15 protein-coding genes are annotated in these 20117 nt (G+C 62.8%); 11 read left to right on the top strand and 4 right to left on the bottom strand.

All coding sequences use genetic code 11. The annotated features are described in order from the left end of the window. Window positions 1-23 precede the first annotated feature (23 nt). From chrA to moeA, 3 genes are read left to right on the top strand one after another with little or no spacing between them, the layout of a single operon-like run. Entirely contained in the window at window positions 24-1307 is a 1284-nt protein-coding gene (gene chrA / locus ACJRPG_RS02815; protein WP_407998520.1) for a chromate efflux transporter, read from the top strand. A gap of 12 nt (window positions 1308-1319) precedes the next feature. Next, a complete protein-coding gene (moaA, locus tag ACJRPG_RS02810) occupies window positions 1320-2432 on the top strand; it encodes a GTP 3',8-cyclase MoaA (RefSeq protein ID WP_407998519.1) in 1113 nt (370 codons plus the stop codon). 1 nt (window position 2433) lies between these two features. Continuing rightward, the gene (moeA, locus tag ACJRPG_RS02805) at window positions 2434-4329 is read left to right on the top strand and encodes a molybdopterin molybdotransferase MoeA (protein WP_407998518.1); all 1896 of its coding nucleotides are present in this window, start codon (window positions 2434-2436) and stop codon (window positions 4327-4329) included. A 232-nt stretch (window positions 4330-4561) separates the two neighbouring features. Here the strand turns inward: moeA and ACJRPG_RS02800 are convergent, their stop codons facing one another. Further along, on the bottom strand, window positions 4562-5803 hold the full coding sequence (locus tag ACJRPG_RS02800) for a DNA recombination protein RmuC (protein ID WP_407998517.1): 1242 nt from the start codon (window positions 5801-5803) through the stop codon (window positions 4562-4564). 2 nt (window positions 5804-5805) lie between these two features. Continuing rightward, window positions 5806-6204 (bottom strand): group II truncated hemoglobin, encoded by a 399-nt coding sequence (locus ACJRPG_RS02795; protein WP_407998669.1) that lies wholly within the window; start codon window positions 6202-6204, stop codon window positions 5806-5808. 113 nt (window positions 6205-6317) lie between these two features. Between ACJRPG_RS02795 and ACJRPG_RS02790 the strand changes: the two genes are divergently transcribed. Beyond that, the gene (locus ACJRPG_RS02790; RefSeq protein WP_407998516.1) at window positions 6318-7592 is read left to right on the top strand and encodes a sensor histidine kinase; all 1275 of its coding nucleotides are present in this window, start codon (window positions 6318-6320) and stop codon (window positions 7590-7592) included. Then, on the top strand, window positions 7589-8596 hold the full coding sequence (locus ACJRPG_RS02785; RefSeq protein ID WP_407998515.1) for a response regulator: 1008 nt from the start codon (window positions 7589-7591) through the stop codon (window positions 8594-8596). Before ACJRPG_RS02790 ends, ACJRPG_RS02785 begins: the two co-directional genes overlap by 4 nt. Here the strand turns inward: ACJRPG_RS02785 and ACJRPG_RS02780 are convergent. Together ACJRPG_RS02780 and ACJRPG_RS02775 are read right to left on the bottom strand one after the other, a co-directional pair. Continuing rightward, window positions 8575-11106 (bottom strand): ABC transporter permease, encoded by a 2532-nt coding sequence (locus ACJRPG_RS02780; RefSeq protein ID WP_407998514.1) that lies wholly within the window; start codon window positions 11104-11106, stop codon window positions 8575-8577. The genes ACJRPG_RS02785 and ACJRPG_RS02780 overlap by 22 nt on opposite strands. A gap of 99 nt (window positions 11107-11205) precedes the next feature. Beyond that, entirely contained in the window at window positions 11206-12219 is a 1014-nt protein-coding gene (locus ACJRPG_RS02775; RefSeq protein WP_407998513.1) for an adenosine deaminase, read from the bottom strand. A gap of 497 nt (window positions 12220-12716) precedes the next feature. Between ACJRPG_RS02775 and ACJRPG_RS02770 the strand changes: the two genes are divergently transcribed. From ACJRPG_RS02770 to ACJRPG_RS02745, 6 genes are all read left to right on the top strand, one after another. Beyond that, on the top strand, window positions 12717-14639 hold the full coding sequence (locus ACJRPG_RS02770; RefSeq protein ID WP_407998512.1) for a PrkA family serine protein kinase: 1923 nt from the start codon (window positions 12717-12719) through the stop codon (window positions 14637-14639). A 77-nt stretch (window positions 14640-14716) separates the two neighbouring features. Further along, window positions 14717-15985, top strand: a complete 1269-nt coding sequence (locus tag ACJRPG_RS02765) for a YeaH/YhbH family protein (protein WP_407998511.1) — start codon at window positions 14717-14719, stop codon at window positions 15983-15985. Then, entirely contained in the window at window positions 15985-17523 is a 1539-nt protein-coding gene (locus ACJRPG_RS02760) for a SpoVR family protein (protein WP_407998510.1), read from the top strand. The genes ACJRPG_RS02765 and ACJRPG_RS02760 overlap by 1 nt, the downstream gene beginning before the upstream one ends. 468 nt (window positions 17524-17991) lie before the next feature. Beyond that, window positions 17992-18654, top strand: coding sequence for an energy transducer TonB (locus ACJRPG_RS02755; protein WP_407998668.1), 663 nt, complete (start codon window positions 17992-17994; stop codon window positions 18652-18654). An 83-nt stretch (window positions 18655-18737) separates the two neighbouring features. Next, the gene (locus ACJRPG_RS02750) at window positions 18738-19661 is read left to right on the top strand and encodes a MotA/TolQ/ExbB proton channel family protein (protein WP_407998509.1); all 924 of its coding nucleotides are present in this window, start codon (window positions 18738-18740) and stop codon (window positions 19659-19661) included. Between the two features lie 6 nt (window positions 19662-19667). Beyond that, window positions 19668-20099: an ExbD/TolR family protein gene (locus ACJRPG_RS02745; protein ID WP_407998508.1), complete on the top strand. Its 432-nt coding sequence runs from the start codon at window positions 19668-19670 to the stop codon at window positions 20097-20099. Window positions 20100-20117: the final 18 nt, after the last annotated feature.

Here is a 20117-nt window from a genome sequence, read left to right as displayed (position 1 = left end):
TTCCCTTTTTTATTATTCGCACCATGACCCTTCGCACCGCCTTCCTCTACTGGCTTAAACTCGGCTTCATCAGTTTCGGCGGCCCGGCCGGGCAGATCGCCATGATGCACCGCGAACTGGTGGAGCGCCGCCGCTGGATCTCCGAACACCGCTTCCTGCACGCCCTGAACTATTGCATGCTGCTGCCCGGCCCCGAAGCTACGCAGCTCGCCATCTACATCGGCTGGCTGCTGCACCGCGTGCGCGGCGGAGTGATTGCGGGCCTGCTGTTCCTGCTGCCTTCCCTGCTGCTGATCACGGCACTGGCCTGGGTCTACCTCGCCTACGGCCACGTTCCCGCCATTGCCGCCGTCCTCTACGGCTTCAAGCCGGCGGTGGTGGCCATCGTCATCGCCGCCGCATGGCGCATCGGCAAGCGCACGCTGCGCAACGGCGTGCTGGCCGGCATGGCGGCGCTGTCATTCACTGCCATCGCCCTGAAAGCGCCCTTCCCTGCGGTGGTCGCGGCGGCGGCGCTGGCAGGGTGGCTGGGCGCCCGCCGCTGGCCCGAGTACTTCCGCCCCGGCGGTGCAGCAGCCCAAGGCAACGCACACTATGGCCCGGCCCTGATCGACGACGACACGCCCACCCCGCCGCACGCCCGCTTCAGCCCTCGCAAGCTCGTGCTCACCACGGCAACAGGCATCGTCCTGATGGGCGGCGCCTGGCTGCTGCTGGCCACACTCACGGGCATCCGCAACCCGCTGGCGCAAATGGGCTGGCTCTTCACCAAGGCCGCCATGCTGACCTTCGGCGGCGCCTACGCCGTGCTCCCCTACGTCTACCAGGGCGCGGTGGACAGCTTCCACTGGCTCACGCCCGGGCAAATGATCGACGGCCTCGCACTGGGCGAAACCACGCCCGGCCCGCTGATCATGGTGGTGGCCTTCGTCGGCTTCGTCGGCGGCTGGACGCACGAGGTGCTGGGCCTCAGCCCCGCAGTGGGCGGCATGGCAGGCGCCTTCGTCGCCGCCTGGTTCACCTTCGTGCCCTCCTTTATCTTCATCCTGGCAGGCGGGCCCCTGGTCGAGGCCACGCGCGGCAATATCCGCATGACGGCGCCGCTCACGGCCATTTCGGCCGCCGTGGTGGGCGTGATCGCCAGCCTGGCCCTGTTCTTCGGCCTGCACGTGTTCCGCACTGGCGCAGGCTGGGACTGGATCGCCGTCGCCATGTCGGCGGCAGGCTGCGTGGCCCTCATGCGTTATCAGACCGGCACCATCACCTTGCTGGCTGCCAGCGCATTGGTGGGCCTCGCGCTAAAGTGATATCGTATCGAAATGACCGAACGAATCATCCTGCTCAAGCAGGAACGAGACAGGAAACCGTCCATCCCTGCTGCGCCCGAGGCGCCGAACGGATTGTTATCCGATGCCCTCGCTCGTCCCCTGCACGACCTGCGCATCTCCATCACCGACCGCTGCAACTTCCGCTGCGTCTACTGCATGCCGAAGGAAGTGTTCGACAAGGACTACCAGTACCTGCCGCATTCCTCGCTGCTTACCTTCGAAGAGATCACCCGCATTGCGCGCAGCTTCGTTGAACACGGCGTGGAGAAGATCCGCCTCACCGGCGGCGAACCGCTGCTGCGCAAGAACATCGAGAAACTGATCGAGATGCTGGCCGGCCTGCGCACGGTGCACGGCAAGCCGCTCGACCTGACCCTCACCACCAACGGCTCCCTGCTCGCACGCAAGGCCCGGTCGCTGAAGGACGCGGGCCTGCAGCGCGTGACCGTGTCGCTCGATTCGCTGGACGACGCCACCTTCAAGCGCATGAACGACGTGGACTTCGCCGTGGCCGACGTGCTGCACGGGATCGACGCGGCGCACAGCGTGGGTCTCGGCCCCATCAAGGTCAACATGGTGGTGAAAGGCGGCATGAACGACCAGGAAATCGTGCCGATGGCACGCCACTTCAAGGGCTCGCCCTATATCCTGCGCTTCATCGAATTCATGGATGTCGGCGCATCGAATGGCTGGAACATGAAGGACGTGATTCCGTCCGCCGAAGTGGTGCGCCGCATCGGCGCCGAAATGCCGCTGGTGCAGGCCGATCCGAATTACACGGGCGAGACCGCCGAACGCTGGCGCTATGTGGACGGCGGCGGCGAGATCGGCGTGATCTCCAGCGTGACGCAAGCCTTCTGCAGCGACTGCTCGCGCGCCCGCCTCTCCACCGAAGGCAAGCTATATACCTGCCTGTTCGCCACGCAAGGGCACGACCTGCGCGCCCTGCTGCGCGACGGCCACAGCGACGCCGAACTGTCCGGCGCCATCGCCCAGATCTGGCGCGGGCGCAGTGACCGCTATTCCGAACTTCGCACCATCAACACCGACGGCCTTGCGCATGGCAGCGAGCGCAAAGTCGAGATGTCCTATATTGGGGGATAGATTGACGCTCAAGCAGAAAGTCAGCGCACTGATACTGGCCGGTGGACGCGGCACCCGCATGGGCCGTGTGGACAAGGGCCTGCAGCCCTTCCGCGGCGGCACGCTCGCCTCGCACGTACTGCAGAAACTGACGCCGCAGGTGGCGCAGGTGGCCATCAACGCCAACCGCAATCTTCCGCAATACGAAGCGCTAGGCGTGCCGGTGCTGCCGGATGAGCTCAAGGGCTTCGAAGGCCCGCTGGCAGGCCTGCAGACGGGCCTCAATCACTGCAAGACGGAGCTGCTGGTGACGGCGCCATGCGATTCACCCTTCCTGCCGGCGGACCTGGTGCAGCGCCTGTATGAAGCGATGGAAGCGCAGGATGCCGACCTGGCCGTAGCCGCCACCATGGAAGCGGACGAATCGGGCGCCGCGCACAAGCAGCAGCATCCCGTGTTCGCGCTGATGAAGGTCTCCGCCAAACCGCACCTGGATGCCTACCTGGCCACCGGCGCGCGGCGCATGGACGGCTGGTACAAGGCCATCAAGGTAGCCGAAGTGATGTTCAGCGATGCTGCGGCCTTCCGCAACATCAATACCCTGACCGAACTGCAGCAGGAAGAAGCGGCGGCCGGCAAGGCCACGCTGAAGGATGTGGTGAGCTGCCTGTCGGATTACGATCCGAATGCGGTGCCGGTGAAGCAGGCACAGGGCATCATCCGCGAGTTCATCCAGCCGGTGCAGACGGTGGAAAAGGTCGCGCTGCGCGCGGCGCTGGACCGCGTGCTGGCAGAGGACATCATCTCCCCCATCAACGTTCCGGCCCACGACAACTCCGCGATGGACGGCTTTGCCTTCGCCGGCGCGCTGCTGAACGCGGATACGCCGACGCAGTTCGAGATCATCGGCACGGTCTACGCGGGACGCCCGTCGGACCTGGTTCCGGCCGCAGGCCAGTGCGTGCGCATCATGACGGGCGGCGTGATGCCCGCGGGCTGCGACACCGTGCTGCCGCAGGAGCACGCGCTGGACATCACAGGCAGCACGGTCACGGTCAAACCCGGCAGCATCCGCACCGGCGACAACCGGCGCTTCAAGGGCGAAGACCTGAAGGCTGGCAGCCCCGCGCTGCGCAAGGGCGTCATCATCCGCCCGGCCCACCTCGGCCTGGTCGCGTCGCTGGGCATTGTCGAAGTGCCGGTGCAGCGCAGGCTGCGGGTGGCCTTCTTCTCCACCGGGGACGAACTGCGCTCCATCGGCCAGGGGCTCGATGAAGGCTGCGTCTACGACAGCAACCGCTACACGCTGTACGGCATGCTCACACGCCTGGGCTGCGACATCATCGACATGGGCATTGTGAAGGACGATCCCGCTTCGCTGGAAGCAGCACTGCGCAGCGCCTGCGAAAGCGCGGACGCCATCATCACCTCCGGCGGGGTATCGGTGGGCGCGGCGGATTACACCAAACAGATCATGGCCACGCTGGGCGACGTCACCTTCTGGACCATCGGCATGCGCCCCGGCCGCCCCATGGCCTTCGGCAAAATCAGCTCGAACGGGCGCAGCGCCTTCCTGTTCGGGCTGCCGGGCAATCCGGTGGCGGTGATGGTCACTTTCTACTTCTTCGCTCGGCATGCGCTGCTGCGCATGATGGGGGCCGAGGCGGTGGAAGACCAGCTGCTGCGCGTGCGCTCGCAAAGCGCCATCCGCAAGAAGCCGGGCCGCACGGAATACCAGCGCGGCATCCTGTCGGTGGGCGCGGACGGCCAGCGCGAAGTGCGCATCACGGGCTCGCAAGGCTCCGGCATCCTGCGCTCGATGGCCGAGGCCAACTGCATGGTCATCCTGCACGACGAGCAGGCCGGAGTATCGCCCGGGGACATGGTCGATATCCTTCTCTTCGACGGCCTTGTATAAATTGGGGACGGACCCTCTTTATTATTCAGCGTAGGGCGATCGGCGCCAAATAATAAAGAGGGTCCGTCCCCAATTATTCATGGTCATCCCGGACTACGAGCAGGCCGGCGTATCGCCCGGCGACATGGTCGACATCCTCCGCTTCGACGGCTTAGTCTAATTGGGGACGGACCCTCTTTATTATTGGGCGTAGGGCGATCAGCGCCAAATAATAAAGAGGGTCCGTCCCCAATTATTCTTCGGGATCGGGCTCCTGGCCCAGCAGCAGCTGGGCGGCTTCGGCGGGCAGGGCTTCCACCGACTTGAGCTTGCGCGCCATCTGGCGGCTGCGCACTTCGGCGTTCTCGATATTGCGCGCGGCGCGTTCCAGCGTGGTGCGCGTCGCCGCCAGCACGTCGCCGAATTTCGCGAACTCGGTTTTCACCGCGCCCAGCACTTCCCATACTTCGGAAGAGCGCTTTTCCAGCGCCAGCGTGCGGAAACCCATCTGCAGGCTGTTGAGCAGCGCGGACAGCGTCGATGGCCCGGCGATGCTGATGCGGCAGAGGCGCTGCAGCTCGTCCGCCAGGCCGGGACGGCGCATCACTTCGGCATACAGCCCTTCGGTCGGCAGGAACATGATGGCGAAGTCGGTGGTCTGCGGCGGCGCCAGGTATTTTTCGGCGATGGTCTTCGCTTCCAGCCGCACCGCGCGTTCCAGCTCGCGGCCGGCCTGGGCCAGGCCTTCGGCGTCGGCCAGTTCCGCCGCCTCCAGCAGGCGCTCGTACTGCTCTTTCGGGAACTTGGCGTCGATCGGCATCCATACCGGCGCGCCGCCTTCCTTCTGGCCCGGCAGCTTCAGTGCGAACTCCACGCGCGCATTGGATCCGGCCACCGTTTCCACGTTTTTTGCATACTGCTCCGGCGTGAGCACCTGCTCCAGCAGCATTTCGAGCTGCACTTCGCCCCAGGTGCCGCGCGTTTTCACATTGGTCAGCACGCGCTTCAGGTCGCCCACGCCCAGCGCCAGCTGCTGCATTTCGCCCAGGCCCTGGTGCACGCGCTCCAGCCTTTCGGAGACCTGTTTGAAGGATTCGCTGAGACGCGTTTCCAGCGTGGCGTGCAGTTTTTCGTCCACCGTCTTGCGCATCTCTTCCAGCCGCGCGCCGTTATCGGCCTGCAGTTCGCGGATGCGCCCTTCCAGCGTGGCGCGCACTTCGGCCATGCGCCGCGCATTCGATTCGGTGAGCCCTTCGATCTGGCGCCGCATGCTGTCCAGCTGCTGCAGCGTGGCCGCATGCGCCTGCGACAGGGTGTGCCCCATCTCCTGGCGCTGCGCCTGCGCCGTGGCCTGCAGCTGCATGCGCACTTCACGCTCCACGCGTTCGAGGCGCTCGGCCATGCCGCCATCGCCCGCCGCACGGCTGCGCAGCAGCTGGACTACCTGCAGCACCAGCACGAGCGCCACCAGGCCAATCAGGATGATCAGTTCCATCGTCAGTCGGCCTTGTTGCGCATCCAGTCGGCGGTCTGGAAGAAGGACTGCATGAGGCGCAGCCGCAGCTCTTCTTCGATGCCAACGTCTTCCATGGCCCAGGCCATGGCGCGCAGCCACTGGTCGCGTTCGCTGGTGCCCACGCCGAAAGGCATGTGGCGCATGCGCAGGCGCGGATGGCCGAACTGTTCCTGGTACAGGTCCGGCCCGCCCATCCAGCCGCTGAGGAACCAGAACAGCTTGTCGCGCGAGCCGTCGGTCGAGGGCGGATGCAGGGCGCGGATGCCCGCGAACTCCGGTTCGAGTTCCATCAGGTCGTAAAAACGGTCCACCATCGCGCGCACGACAGTTTCGCCGCCGATCACATCGTAGAGAGTGCGAGATTCAGTCATAGACGCCATCATAACGCAGCGCGAGCACTGGTATTGATCAAGATCAAACTTCGTGACGATTCCGCGCAAGACGGACGGGTTTGCTTGCACCATAGGCATTCCCACAGCCCACCGCTACTGCCATGCGTTTCGCGCCCGATCCCGCCTGGAGCCACCGTTCCCGCCGCCTGTTCGCCACCCTCGCGCCGGGCCGCCATGAGGCCAATCCCGGCGCCCTGCGCGTGATCCTGCTGGCCTGGTTCGGCGCGGCCGGTTTTCCGCTGTATTACTGGATATTCTCCGAGCTGTTCCCGCAGCCTTACGAAGACTTCGCTGCCCGCGCCGTGGGCACCGCCATCGGGCTGCTCGGCTTTGCCGCCGTGCACGCGGACCGGTTCTGGCGCAAGCTGTACGTTGCGCTCGCGGCCATGTACTACCTGCCCTTCTTCTGCACCTATATGTTCGTGATGAACGGCGGCTCCCACATCTGGGCGCAGTGCCTGATGGTGGCGCTGATCGCGCTGTTCCAGTTCGAGTACCGCATTGCCTTGCCGGCCTGGCTGGCCGGCACCTGCTGCGCCGTGCTGTGCGTGATCGCCCGGCAGCGCGGCGCCATGCTGCTGTCCTACCCGGTGCTGGAGCAGCTGCCGGTGCACGCCTTCCTGCTTGCCACGCTCAGCGCGCTGCGCATGGGCCGCAATGCCCTGGAGCGCCAGAAACTGAGCGGCCTGCGCGAGGGCCTGGGCACGGTGGCGCACGAGATGCGCACGCCGCTGGCCAGCGTGGAAGCCAATGTGCGCGGCCTCACCCGCCTGCTGCGCGATGCGGATGACGGCTGCACGCCGCAGCGCGACCAGATCAGGCTGGCGATGACGCGCATCCAGTATGAGGTGCGCTGCATGAACCACCTGATCGATATGTTCCTGGTGAACGCCAGCACGCCGCCCACGCGCCTGGCCCCGATCGAAACCGTGTCCATGGCCAATGCCGTACATGCCGCCATGCGGCGCTATCCCTTCCGCGACCCGGTGCACGCGGCAAAGGTGAGCGTGGAAGTGCGCCGCAATTTCCGCTTTCCCGGCCAGGAGGAACTGGCCGTGGTGGTGCTGCTGAACCTGCTGCGCAATGCCATGAAGGCGATACAGCGCGCAGGCAAGGGCCGCGTGCGCATCGTGGTCGATGGCGGCCACGCCATCCCGCGCCTGCTCTTTATCGATACCGCCTGCGGCATATCGCCGCGCCGCATGCCGCTGATCTTCCGCCGCTTCTACGCCCACCCTCCGCAAAACGGCAACGGCATCGGCCTCGCGCTGTGCCACCAGATCATGCATGCCTGGCATGCGAATATACGTTGTGTTTCGCGCGAAAGCGCCTATGCTATCTTCGTGCTGGAATTTCCCCGTTCAGGTGCCCAATGAAACTGCCAGTTCTGAGCCATCCAACGACCACGGTGCTGGTCGACGACAGCGACTCCTTCCTGCAAAGCGTGGTATTCCAGCTCGATCCCGGCCTGGCCAGCAAGACCTTTCACGACACGACGGAAGCCCTCAACTGGTTCCGCGCCAGCGCCCGGCGCAGCGAACTGCCGCTGGAAGTGAACCTGGACGTCCTGAACCCGACTTCGGACCAGCGCAATGTGGCAGTCGATGTGCGGCGCATCTTCCATGTGAGCAGCCAGCGCCAGCGCTTTTCGATCCCCTCGGTGCTGGTGGTGGACTATTCCATGCCGCAGATGAACGGCGTGCAGTTCTGCGAAGCCCTGCACGGCATCCCTTGCAAGAAGATCCTGTTCACCGGCGCGGCGGATGAAAAGATAGCGGTCGATGCCTTCAACCGCGGCCTGATCGACCGCTATATCAGCAAAAGCGCGGAGGATGCGCTGGACCGGCTCGAACAGGAAATCGAGGCCATGCAGCGCGCCTTCTTTTTCAAGCATTCGGAAACCTTGTGCGAGCTGCTGTCGCTGCATGATTACGGCTTCCTGCGCTGCCCTGCCATGGCAGCCGTTATCCAGCAGGTGCGCAAGGAACACGGGCTGGTGGAGCACTACCTGTTCCACGGCCCCACCGGCGTGCTGTTCTTCGACAGCTACGGCCGCGCGAAGATGATGGTGATCGAAACCGCAAAGAGCATGTGCTCGCACTACGAGATGGCGCGCGACAACGACGCGCCTTCGTCGCTGCTGGAAGCGCTGCGCGAACGCCGCGTGGTGCCCTTCTTCAGCCAGCCGGGCGCGGACGGCATGTACTCCGCCGCCGTCGGCGACCAGTGGCACCGCTACTGCGCAGCGCCCCAGGTCTGCGAGGGACGCGAGACCTGGTACTGGGCGCTGTTCGACGTGCCGGACCACTATCTGGCATCGCCCGTCTATGCCTTCAAGGAGTTCCTTGAGGGCGAACGTCAGGCTTCGCGCAGGGTCTGAAGCGGCGGCTGCTTCAGCACATTGCGCAGTCCCAGCCAGCCGCCCGCAATTGCGCACAGCGCGCCCACGGCCAGGCCGGCGAACCATACGCCCGGATTGAAGGTCCATTCAAACTCGAAGCGGAAGGTGGCGAGCGCCCAGCCCATCGCTGCCGCGCCGGTCGCAGCCAGCAGGCCTGCCAGCGAACCAACCAGCAGGAACTCGATCAGCTGCGCCTGCGACAACTGGCGCCGGGTGGCGCCCAATGCGCGCAGCAGGCCAGCTTCCCGTGTGCGCTCGTCCTGCGATCCCATCAGCGCGGCATACAGCACCAGCAGGCCGGAGGCGAGCGTGAAGGCGAACAGGAATTCCACCGCCTGAATCACCTGGTCCAGCACCGCCTGGATCTGGCGCAGCACGGTGCCCACATCCACCACCGTGAGATTGGGGAAGGCGCGCGACAGCGCACTGCCCGTGCCGGCCGACTCCCTGGGCAGGTGGAATGAGGTAATCCAGGTCTGCGGCGTGTCTGCCATGGCCGCCGGATTGATGATGACGAAGAAGTTCACCCGCATCGATTCCCAGTCCAGCTTGCGCAGGCTGGTGATCTTCGCCTCCACCATGGAGCCTGCGATATCGAAGCGCATGGTGTCGCCCAGCTTCAGGCGCAGCGTTCGCGCCAGCCCTTCTTCCACCGAAGCTTCGGCCACGCCCGGTGCGTCGCGGTACCAGGCGCCCTGCACGATCTTGTTCTGCGCCGGCAGTTCGTCCATGGTGGACAGGTTGAATTCGCGCGACGCGAGGCCGCGTGCGCGGTCTTCGGTGTAGGTATCCGCCGTGACAGCGTTGCCGTTCACCGCCACCAGGCGGCCGCGTATCATCGGGTACAGCGGAACGTCTTTCACGCCGGCCTGCGCCAGGCGCTGCGCGATCGCGTCTTTCTGGTCCGGCTGGATATTGATCACGAAATGGTTCGGTGCGTCGGGCGGCGTGGCCTTGCGCCAGGCCGTCATCAGGTCGCCGCGCACCACCGTCAGCAGCAGCAGCGCCATCAGACCCAGCGCCAGCGACACCACCTGCACCACTGTGGCGCCGGGGCGGCGTTGCAGCGAAGTGACGGCAAAGCGCCAGCCCTGGTGATTCACCAGGCCACGCAGCGGCTTCAGCGAAGCAAGGCCCAGCCAGCCCACCAGCGCAAACAGGCCGAAGGCGCCGAGGAAGCCAAGCGCCGTGTACAGCGCCAGCTGGGGATCGCCCGCCTGCCACAGCAGCAGCACGGTGAACGCCCCCAAGCCGAGGCCATAGGTGGCCAGCGCGGCCGGTTGCGGCGCGCCCTGCTCGCGGCGGATAACGCGGTTATGCGGCACATTGCGCAGCTGCAGGATGGGCGGCAGCGCAAAGCCGGCCAGCAGCAGGATGCCGGTCGCGATGCCCTGCAGCGCAGGCATGATGGTTGGCGCAGGCAGCTCGACCGACACCAGCTTGCCCAGCATCTCCAGCAGCACAAAATGCGCGCCGAAGCCGACTGCCACGCCAATCAGGCTGCCCAGCAGGCCCAAGAGCAGGAACTCGGTCAGGTAGATGGCCGTTACCTGGTTCTGGGTGAGGCCCAGGCAGCGCAGCATGGCGCAGGCGTCCAGGTGGCGCATCATGAAGCGGCGCGCGGCCATCGCCACGGCCACAGCGGCCAGCATGGCGGAGAGCAGGCCCACCAGCGACAGGAAGCGGTCAGCGCGGTCCAGCGTGGCGCGCATTTCCGGGCGGCCGTCTTCCAGCGAGTCGATGCGCACACCCTTGATGTTGCCGGTTTTGATGGTGTCCTGCAGCCACTGGCCGAATTCGCGCACGGCTCCGGCGCGCGCGGCGTCCGGTGCCGCCAGCAGCAGGCGGTAGTTCACGCGCGAGCCGTCCTGGATCAGGTTCGTCGCTGGCAGGTCCGCCAGCGGCATCAGCACGCGCGGAGCGAAGTTCAGGAAGCCGGTGCCGCGGTCCGGTTCGGCGGCGATCAGCTGCGCCACGCGGAAGGACTTGTCGCCGAGCCGGATCTCGCTGCCGACCTGCACATTCAGGCCGCTCAGCAGGTTGTGGTCAAGCCAGACGGTGCCGGGTGCCGGGATGTCTTTCGCCGGCGTGCCTACGCTGTCGCCCGCCTGCGCGGCATCGGTGGTGATCTTGAGCGCGCCGCGCAGCGGGTAGCCGGGGCTCACGGCCTTCAGCGAAGCGAGCACGGATTGGGCGGCGTCGCCCTCTCCCGCTTGCGCCATGCTGGGGAAGATCACGGTCTCGGCGATCAGCAGGCCGCGTTTCTTCGCTTCGGCACGCCAGGCATCGCTGATCGGCTGGTCGGCGTTCACCACGAGGTCCGCGCCCAGCAGCTGGTGCGCGTCGCGGTTCAGGCCGGAACGCAGGCGGTCGATGAAGAAGCCGGCCGCGGACAGCGCCGCCACCGCCACCACCAGCGCCACCAGCAGGAAGCGCAACTGCCCCGCGCGCCAGTCGCGCGCGGTCATTCTCAGAGCTTGAAGGAACATATACTCTCCCGTCATCCCCGCGGAGGCGGGAACCCAGGGGCGCTACGGAGGCTCCTCTGGGCACCGCATCGGCGGACCGCCGCCTCCGCAGGTGCGACGTTATACGACGTTGAAGGCGGCGAAATAAGCATCTACTTCGTCAAGGTATTTTTGTTTGGCCGGCGCATCGAGGAAGGAGGCGGCGAAGCTGTTGCGCGCCAGCTGGTGCGCATGCTGCAAGCCGAGCGGCAGCGCTTCGAAAGCTGCGATGAAATTGTCGTTCATATAGCCGCCGAAATAGGCCGGGTCGTCCGAGTTCACGGTGGCGGCCAGTCCCGCATCCAGCAGCTGCAGCAGGTTATGGTCCTTCATCGTATCGAATACACGCAGCTTGATATTGGACAAAGGACAAACAGTCAGCGCCATCTGCTCCTGCGCCACACGCTTCGTCAGCGCCGGGTCCTCCAGCACCCGCACGCCGTGGTCGATGCGCTCCACATGCAGCACATCCAGCGCGCTCTCGATATAGGCGGGCGGTCCCTCCTCCCCGGCATGCGCCACCAGGTGCAGGCCGAGCTCGCGCGCCTTCGCAAATACGCGCGCAAACTTCTCGGGCGGATGGCCCACTTCGGAAGAGTCGAGTCCTACACCGATGAACTTGTCGCGGAAGGGCAAGGCCGCGTCCAGCGTGGCCAGCGCATCCTCTTCGCTCAGGTGGCGCAGGAAGCACAGGATCAGGCTGGCGCTGATCTCGCTGTCCGCGCAGGCGCGGTGAATGCCGTTGATCACGTCGGCCATCGGCACGCCGCGCACCGTATGCGTTTGCGGGTCGAAGAAGATTTCGGCATGGCGCACATGATCGGCTTTCGCGCGTGCCAGGTAGGCCGCCGTCATATCGTAGAAGTCCCGCTCCTTCAGCAGCACGCTGGCCCCCGCGTAGTAGATATCGAGGAATGACTGCAGGTCGGTAAACGCATAGGCCGCGCGCAGCGCCTCCACCGATGCATAGGAGAGCGCCACGCCATTGCGTTCGGCCAGCGCAAAAATCAGTTCCGGTTCCAGTGAACCTTCGATGTGGATATGCAGTTCGGCCTTGGGCATGTTCTGCACAATGTGGCGGAGCTGGGTGTTCATTCGGCTTCCTTCCGTCGCGGTCAATTCATGCATCTTAGCGCAAGAACGCAGCGACTTTCAGTGCGTGCGACTGCGCACGGTTTGCGCCGTGTTCAGCACGGCTTCTGCAAGCGTGCTACTGTGTGAAAAAAGTGGCAACACGTTGGGTGGATAATGCGAAATGTGTGGTTAAACGTGCGCGGGTTTTCCCTTTAGATTCATGGGTTTATGAAAAATTTTGCGCGTGTCGGATAATCTTTTGACTTCCAGCACCATTAGAGCAATAATCAATTTCATAGACGTAAGAAAGCGTTACGGCACACACAATCCGACGCCGGAATCCTCCCTCCGCGCGCCCACTATAAAGCCAGCTCCGAGGCATGGGCAATCCATGCCGCCGCATGCAAGCTGGCACACCAAAACAATAACAGACAAGGAGCAGCACCCAAGGATCAGGCCAGCAGCCGCGCGATGACTGCCGACCCAGTGAATGCAGATTTACCGAAAAGGACATGCACATGACCATTTTTGACAACTACTCATCACGGTACGAGCGCACGAAAGAAGAGGAGATGTCCCTCTCCGAATATCTGCAGCTTTGCAAGAAAGACCCGCTGACCTATGCCAGCGCGGCCGAACGCATGCTGGCAGCCATCGGCGAGCCGACCCTGGTGGATACCCGCACGGACACCCGTCTGTCGCGCATCTTCGCCAACAAGGTCATCAAGATTTACCCCGCCTTCCGCGAGTTCTACGGCATGGAGGAAGTGATCGAACAGGTCGTTTCCTATTTCCGCCACGCCGCGCAAGGCCTGGAAGAACGCAAGCAGATCCTTTACCTGCTGGGCCCCGTCGGCGGCGGCAAGTCGTCGATTGCAGAGAAGCTCAAGTCCCTGATGGAACAGGTGCCCTTCTATTGCCTCAAAGGCTCGCCGGTCAACGAATCCCCGCTGGGCCTGTTCAACGAACAGGAAGACGGCACCATCCTCGAAGAAGACTACGGCATTCCGCGCCGCTACCTGCGCAGCATCCCGAGCCCGTGGGCCGTGAAGCGCCTGCACGAATTCAATGGCGACATCAACCAGTTCCGCGTGGTCAAGCGCTACCCATCGGTGCTGCGCCAGGTGGCCGTATCGAAAACGGAACCGGGCGACGAGAACAACCAGGACATCTCCTCGCTGGTCGGCAAGGTCGATATCCGCAAGCTGGAAGACTATGCGCAGGACGATCCGGACGCCTACAGCTATTCCGGCGGCCTGTGCCTGGCCAACCAGGGCCTGATGGAGTTCGTGGAGATGTTCAAGGCGCCGATCAAGGTGCTGCATCCGCTGCTGACGGCCACGCAGGAGGGCAATTACAAGGGCACCGAGGGCTTCGGTGCAATTCCCTTCGATGGCGTGGTGCTGGCCCACTCCAACGAGTCCGAGTGGAAGAGCTTCCGCAACAACCGCAATAACGAGGCTTTCCTCGACCGTATCTACATCGTGAAGGTGCCGTACTGCCTGCGCGTGACCGACGAGATCAAGATCTACGACAAGCTGCTGCGCAATTCCTCGCTCAGCGAGGCGCCGTGCGCGCCGGGCACGCTGCGCATGATGGCGCAGTTCGCGATCCTGTCGCGCCTGAAGGAGCCGGAGAACTCTTCGATCTTCAGCAAGATGCTGGTCTACGACGGCGAGAACCTGAAGGACACCGATCCCAAGGCGAAGTCGATCCACGAATACGCCGACTATGCGGGCGTGGACGAAGGCATGAACGGGCTCTCCACCCGCTTCGCCTTCAAGATTTTGTCCAAGGTCTTCAACTTCGATTCCACCGAGGTGGCGGCCAATCCGGTGCACCTGCTGTATGTGCTGGAGCAGCAGGTGGAGCGCGAGCAGTTCCCGCCGGAGACCGAGCAGAAATACTTCTCCTATATTAAGGAGCACCTGGCGCAGCGCTATGTGGACTTCATCGGCAAGGAGATCCAGACCGCCTACCTGGAAAGCTATTCCGAGTACGGCCAGAACATCTTCGACCGCTACGTGACCTTCGCCGACTTCTGGATCCAGGACCAGGAATACCGCGATCCGGATACGGGCGAGAGCTTCGACCGCGAAGCGCTGAACAGCGAACTGGAAAAAATCGAGAAGCCGGCCGGCATTTCGAATCCGAAGGACTTCCGCAACGAGATCGTCAACTTCGGCCTGCGTGCGCGCGCCAATAACGGCGGCAAGAATCCGGCCTGGACCAGCTACGAAAAATTCCGCACCGTGATCGAGAAGAAGATGTTCTCGAATACGGAGGAACTGCTGCCGGTGATCTCCTTCAATGCGAAGGCCAGCGCCGAGGATGCCAACAAGCACGCCGACTTCGTGGCGCGCATGGTCGAGAAGGGCTATACCGCCAAGCAGGTGCGCCTGCTGTGCGAATGGTATCTGCGTGTGAGGAAGTCGTCCTAAGCTGGCGGTGAGATAATAGGGGCGCGGCCTGCCGGCCGTGCCCGGCCGTCGGATTCATTGCAGTACAGGAGGCATTGTTGACTTACCTCATCGACCGTCGTTTGCAAGGCAAGAACAAGTCAGCGGTCAACCGCGAACGGTTTTTGCGGCGCTACAAAAGCCAGATCAAGGATGCGGTCGGGCGCGCCATCAAGGGCCGCTCCATCACCGACATCGAGAATGGCGAGAAAGTCTCGATTCCCGTCAAGGACGTGAACGAGCCTTCCTTCGGGCACGCCCATGGCGGCGTGTGGGAAGTGATTAACCCGGGCAACCAGGAATACCAGAAAGGCGACCAGATCGCGCGGCCGAAAGGCGGCGGGGGCGCCGGCAAGGGCAAGGCGGGCAACAGCGACCAGACCACCGAAGATGACTTCATCTTCGAACTGTCGCGCGAAGAGTTCATGAACTACTTCTTCGAAGACCTGGAACTGCCGCATATGGTCAAGACCCAGCTGACCGCTACCGTCGAGTTCAAGAACCAGCGCGCCGGCTATACCGTATCCGGCACGCCGTCCAATATCCACGTGCTGCGCTCGCTGCGCGGCGCCCTCGGCCGCCGCATCGCCGTGGGCGGCAAGCCGCGCAAGCAGCTGGCGGAAGCGGAGCGCGAACTGGAAGAGCTGCTGCTGGCCGATGTGCCGCTGGCCGACCCGCGCGTGGTGGAGCTGAAGAAGCTGATCCACCACCTGCATACGCGCATCCTGGCGATTCCCTTCATCGATCCCTTCGACCTGCGCTACAGCAACCGCATCAAGATTCCGAAGCCGATGACCCAGGCCGTGATGTTCTGCATCATGGACGTGTCGGGCTCGATGGACGAGCAGCGCAAGGACACGGCCAAGCGCTTCTTCATCCTGCTCTACCTGTTCCTGAAGCGGGTGTACGAGAAGATCGAGGTGGTCTTCATCCGCCACCACACGGCGGCGCTGGAGGTGGACGAGAACGAATTCTTCCACTCGCGCGAATCGGGCGGCACCGTGGTGTCCTCGGCGCTGAACCTGCTGAACAAGATCATCGACGAGCGCTACGGCGCCGGCCAGTGGAACAGCTACGTGGCCCAGGCCTCGGACGGCGACAACTGGGACAACGACTCGGTGCTGTGCCGCCAGCTGCTGACCAACACCATCATGCCCAAGGTGCAGTACTACACCTATGTGGAGATCACCGACGGCCCGCCGCAGAACCTGTGGGAGCAGTACGCCCAGATTCCCGAGCTGCACCGCCACTTTGCGATGCAGAAGATAGTGACGCCGGCCGATATCTACCCGGTGTTCCGTGAACTGTTCAAGAAGCAGCCCAAATAATGAACCAGATGACCAAACGGCCGCCCCACCCGCGCGCCCTGCCCGAACAGTCGGAGTGGACCTTCGAGCTGATCGAGCAGGCGCACGAGGAAATCAAGCGCGTGGCCAGGGGCTTCGGCCTCGATACCTACCCGAACCAGCTCGAAATCATTACGGCCGAGCAAATGATGGACGCCTATACCTCGGTCGGCATGCCGGTGTCCTACGCCCACTGGTCCTTCGGCAAGCACTTCCTGTCCACCGAAAAGGGCTACAAGCGCGGGCAGATGGGCCTGGCCTACGAAATCGTGATCAACTCCAATCCCTGCATCGCCTATCTGATGGAGGAGAACAGCCTGACGATGCAGGCGCTGGTGATCGCCCACGCGGCCTACGGCCACAATTCCTTCTTCAAGGGGAATTACCTGTTCCGCACCTGGACCGATGCGGACGCCATCGTCGACTATATGGTCTTCGCCAAGAACTACATCGCGGAATGCGAGCAGCGCCATGGCATCGACGCGGTGGAACTGCTGCTCGATTCCTGCCACGCGATCCAGAATTACGGCGTGGACCGCTACAAGCGCCCGGCCAAGCTGTCGCTGGCCCAGGAACAGCTGAAGCAGCGGGAGCGCGAGGAATACCTGCAGTCCCAGATCAATGAGCTGTGGCGCACGGTGCCGAAGCGCGAGGAGGAGGAAGTCAACCGCCCGGCGCCGCGCTTCCCGCCGGAGCCGGAAGAAAACCTGCTGTACTTTATAGAGAAGTACGCGCCGCTGCTGGAACCCTGGCAGCGCGAGATCGTGCGCATCGTGCGCAAGATCTCGCAGTACTTCTACCCGCAGCGCCAGACCCAGGTCATGAACGAGGGCTGGGCCACCTTCTGGCACTACACCATCCTCAACCAGTTGTACGACGAGGGCGTGGTGGGCGACGGCTTCATGATGGAATTCCTGAAAAGCCATACCAATGTGGTCTACCAGCCGCCGGTGCACAGCCCCTATTACAATGGCATCAACCCCTATGCCCTCGGTTTCGCGATGATGCAGGACATTCGCCGCATTTGCGAGAACCCGACGGCGGAAGACCGCGAATGGTTCCCCGATATCGCGGGCAGCGACTGGAAGAAGACGCTGGACTTTGCCATGCGCAACTTCAAGGACGAGAGCTTCATTGCCCAGTACCTGTCGCCGCGCCTGATCCGCGACTTCCACTTCTTCGCGGTACTGGATGACGACAAGAACGAGAAACTTTCGGTTTCCGCCATTCACGACGAGATGGGCTACCGCTACGTGCGGCAGCAGCTGGCGGAGCAGTACAACCTCGGCAACCGCGAGCCTAATATACAGGTATGGTCGGTCAACACGCGGGATGACCGCGCGCTGACCCTGCGCCATACCCAGTTCAACCGCCGCCCGCTGAACCAGCAGGCGCACGAGGTGCTGAAGCACGTGGCCCGGCTATGGGGCTTCGACGTGCACCTGGACACCGTTACCCCGGACGGCCAGCTGGTCAGCACCCTCGAATGCCGCCGCGAAAAACGCGGCCGGATCTTCTAGCGCACATTGTCTGCCCGCTAAATTTTCGTAGTGAAATTTCATGATTGCCGGAATGGCACCATGTGTGCGCTACCGTGCATGGTTTTTGCATATACTGGAACTGCAAGGCGGGTATTGGAATAGTTGTGCATTAGCAAACGACTGCGCAAAATTTTTTTTTCCAAAACCGCTTGCCCGGCAATGGATATTCGGCCTTTTACAGAATCAGGGAACTAATAGACAGCTGCCTACATAGCTCCCCAAATGGGAGCCCGAATGGGCCAAAAGTGTGCGCCGAAATGGTGCAGCGCACACTCCGGAGTTGCGCTAAGAGCATGAAATTTAAGCCTATTTTTATGGATCAAATTTCTATGTAAATTCGAGAATTCGTATGTATAATTCGCCGACGTCCCGAATGCGGCTGTAGCTTTGTGTCGCCGGTTTGGGGTTTGAGTAGTATCAAGAGAGTAGGTATTGGAGAAAGCAGTCATGGATTTTAGTGATAACGGGAAGGGCGGCAAAAAGAACTATACCGGCATCGCCGTAGTATTGGCCTTGCACGTAGTGGCTGCTTACGGGATCGTATCGGGTCTGGGCAAGCGCATGATCAATAAGATGATCGAGCCTGTTGAGACCAAGATCATCGAAGAAGTGGCCCCACCGCCACCGAAGGAGCTGCCGCCACCGCCTCCACCGCCAGAAATGAAGGCGCCACCGCCACCCTTCATTCCTCCGGTTGAAGTTCAGGTTCAGCAGCCGCCGCCACCGCAGAACACGATCGCTAACGCGACCAACGTGAAACCTGCATCGAACGAACTGCAGCGCCCGGCCCCGCCGGCTCCGCCTGCACCGCCAGCACCACCGGCCCAATCCGTACGTATTCCTGCGGTGGCTGACTTCAGCACCTGCGCGAAGCCGGAATGGCCAAAGTCGTCGCTGCGTAACGAAGAAACGGGTACCGTAACCCTGCAGTTCCTGATTGGTGTCGACGGTCGCGTTATGGAATCGAAGGTTCAGAAGTCGAGTGGCTTCCGTGACCTGGATAAGGCAGCACAGACTGGTATCGGCAAATGCCGCTTCAAACCAACCATGGTTGATGGCAAGCCGGAACAGGCGTGGATGACTATGCAGTACGTCTGGACGCTGGAATAAACCGGGACAGAACACCGTCCCACTTAGTAATTTCGTTGTCGTTACGTTCAGCGAACTGATTATTTTATCAATTTGGAGGAAGCATGTTTAAGAATACCCGTTTGTCCGCTGTACTGGCCGCTGTGCTGTTCTCGGTGACCGCAGCATCTGCCCTGGTGAGCGCGCCAGCTATGGCTGACGCTCCTGCCTCGGCTGCTGCCGAAGCCCCGGCCGCTGCCCCAGCGGATACGGCTGCTGCACCGGCTGCTGACGCTGCCGCTGCCGCTCCAGCTGCCGAAGGCGCCGCTGCCGCCCCAGCTGGCAAGGAAGAAGTGGAAAACCCATTCGGCATCAAGGCTGTGTGGGAATCGGGCTGGGTCCCGCGTGGCACCATCATCATCATGTCGCTGATGTCTATCGGCTCGTGGTACATCATCATCACCAAGCTGATCGACCAGTCGAAGATCATGCGTCAAGCTAAAGACATGAACGCCAAGTTCTGGAAAGCTTCGTCGATCGCCGCCGGCACCACCACCCTGGCTGAAGGCTCGCCATTCCGCTTCATCGCTGAAACCGGCACCAAGGCAACCGCGCACCACGACGGCGCCCTGCTGGAACAAATCGACCTGTCGACCTGGGTGACCATGTCCATCCAGCGCGCAGTGGACAAAGTGCAGTCCCGTCTGCAAGACGGCCTGTCCTTCCTGGCAACCGTGGGTTCGACCGCACCGTTCATCGGTCTGTTCGGTACCGTGTGGGGTATTTACGGTGCACTGACCAACATCGGTATGACCGGTAACGCATCGATCGACAAAGTGGCAGGTCCTGTGGGTGAAGCGCTGATCATGACCGCCTTCGGTCTGGCAGTGGCAGTTCCTGCGGTTCTGGGCTACAACTGGCTGGTGCGTCGTAACAAGACCGTGATGGAAGACATCCGTACCTTCTCGGCTGACGTGCACTCCGTGCTGATCTCGGGCGCCATGTCGACCGCTGATTCCGCTGCTAAAGCAGCTAAAAAGATTGGGTAATTAACCATGTCGATGTCCGTAGGCTCTGCTGATAGCAGCGGCGAAGACCAAGTCATGTCGGAAATCAACACGACGCCCCTCGTGGACATCATGTTGGTTCTGCTGATTATCTTCCTGATTACGAGCCCGGTCGTTCTCAAACTGCAGAAAATTTCCCTGCCGGAAGAGATCAACCAGGCGATCCAGACGAAGCCGGATAATGTCAACATCGTGGTGAACAAGGATGGCGACATCTATTGGAACCAGAAAAAGATGCGTGACACGAACGAGCTGTTCGACATGCTGAAGGTGGAAGCTGTGAAGCTGCCGCAGCCTGAAGTGCACGTGCGCGGCGACAAAGACGCCAAGTACGAGTCCATCGGCCGCGTGATCTTCACCACCCAGCGTGCTGGCATCCAGAAGGTCGGTTTCATCACCGAACCGCCTGACAAGATGTAATTGGTGCCGCCGCCCTGT

It is taken from the genome of Pseudoduganella rhizocola (assembly GCF_045984285.3).
Lineage (GTDB): Bacteria > Pseudomonadota > Gammaproteobacteria > Burkholderiales > Burkholderiaceae_D > Rugamonas.
This window is presented reverse-complemented; position numbering and strand designations above follow the sequence as displayed.

What these genes read in the sequence shown, in the direction of transcription:
- chrA (WP_407998520.1), top strand. Translation starts at nt 24, where the DNA reads ATGACCCTTCGCACCGCCTTCCTCTACTGGCTTAAACTCGGCTTCATC.
- moaA (WP_407998519.1), top strand. Translation starts at nt 1,320, where the DNA reads ATGACCGAACGAATCATCCTGCTCAAGCAGGAACGAGACAGGAAACCG.
- ACJRPG_RS02800 (WP_407998517.1), bottom strand. Translation starts at nt 5,803, where the DNA reads ATGGAACTGATCATCCTGATTGGCCTGGTGGCGCTCGTGCTGGTGCTG.
- ACJRPG_RS02795 (WP_407998669.1), bottom strand. Translation starts at nt 6,204, where the DNA reads ATGGCGTCTATGACTGAATCTCGCACTCTCTACGATGTGATCGGCGGC.
- ACJRPG_RS02790 (WP_407998516.1), top strand. Translation starts at nt 6,318, where the DNA reads ATGCGTTTCGCGCCCGATCCCGCCTGGAGCCACCGTTCCCGCCGCCTG.
- ACJRPG_RS02785 (WP_407998515.1), top strand. Translation starts at nt 7,589, where the DNA reads ATGAAACTGCCAGTTCTGAGCCATCCAACGACCACGGTGCTGGTCGAC.
- ACJRPG_RS02780 (WP_407998514.1), bottom strand. Translation starts at nt 11,106, where the DNA reads ATGTTCCTTCAAGCTCTGAGAATGACCGCGCGCGACTGGCGCGCGGGG.
- ACJRPG_RS02775 (WP_407998513.1), bottom strand. Translation starts at nt 12,219, where the DNA reads ATGAACACCCAGCTCCGCCACATTGTGCAGAACATGCCCAAGGCCGAA.
- ACJRPG_RS02770 (WP_407998512.1), top strand. Translation starts at nt 12,717, where the DNA reads ATGACCATTTTTGACAACTACTCATCACGGTACGAGCGCACGAAAGAA.
- ACJRPG_RS02760 (WP_407998510.1), top strand. Translation starts at nt 15,985, where the DNA reads ATGAACCAGATGACCAAACGGCCGCCCCACCCGCGCGCCCTGCCCGAA.
- ACJRPG_RS02755 (WP_407998668.1), top strand. Translation starts at nt 17,992, where the DNA reads ATGGATTTTAGTGATAACGGGAAGGGCGGCAAAAAGAACTATACCGGC.
- ACJRPG_RS02750 (WP_407998509.1), top strand. Translation starts at nt 18,738, where the DNA reads ATGTTTAAGAATACCCGTTTGTCCGCTGTACTGGCCGCTGTGCTGTTC.
- ACJRPG_RS02745 (WP_407998508.1), top strand. Translation starts at nt 19,668, where the DNA reads ATGTCGATGTCCGTAGGCTCTGCTGATAGCAGCGGCGAAGACCAAGTC.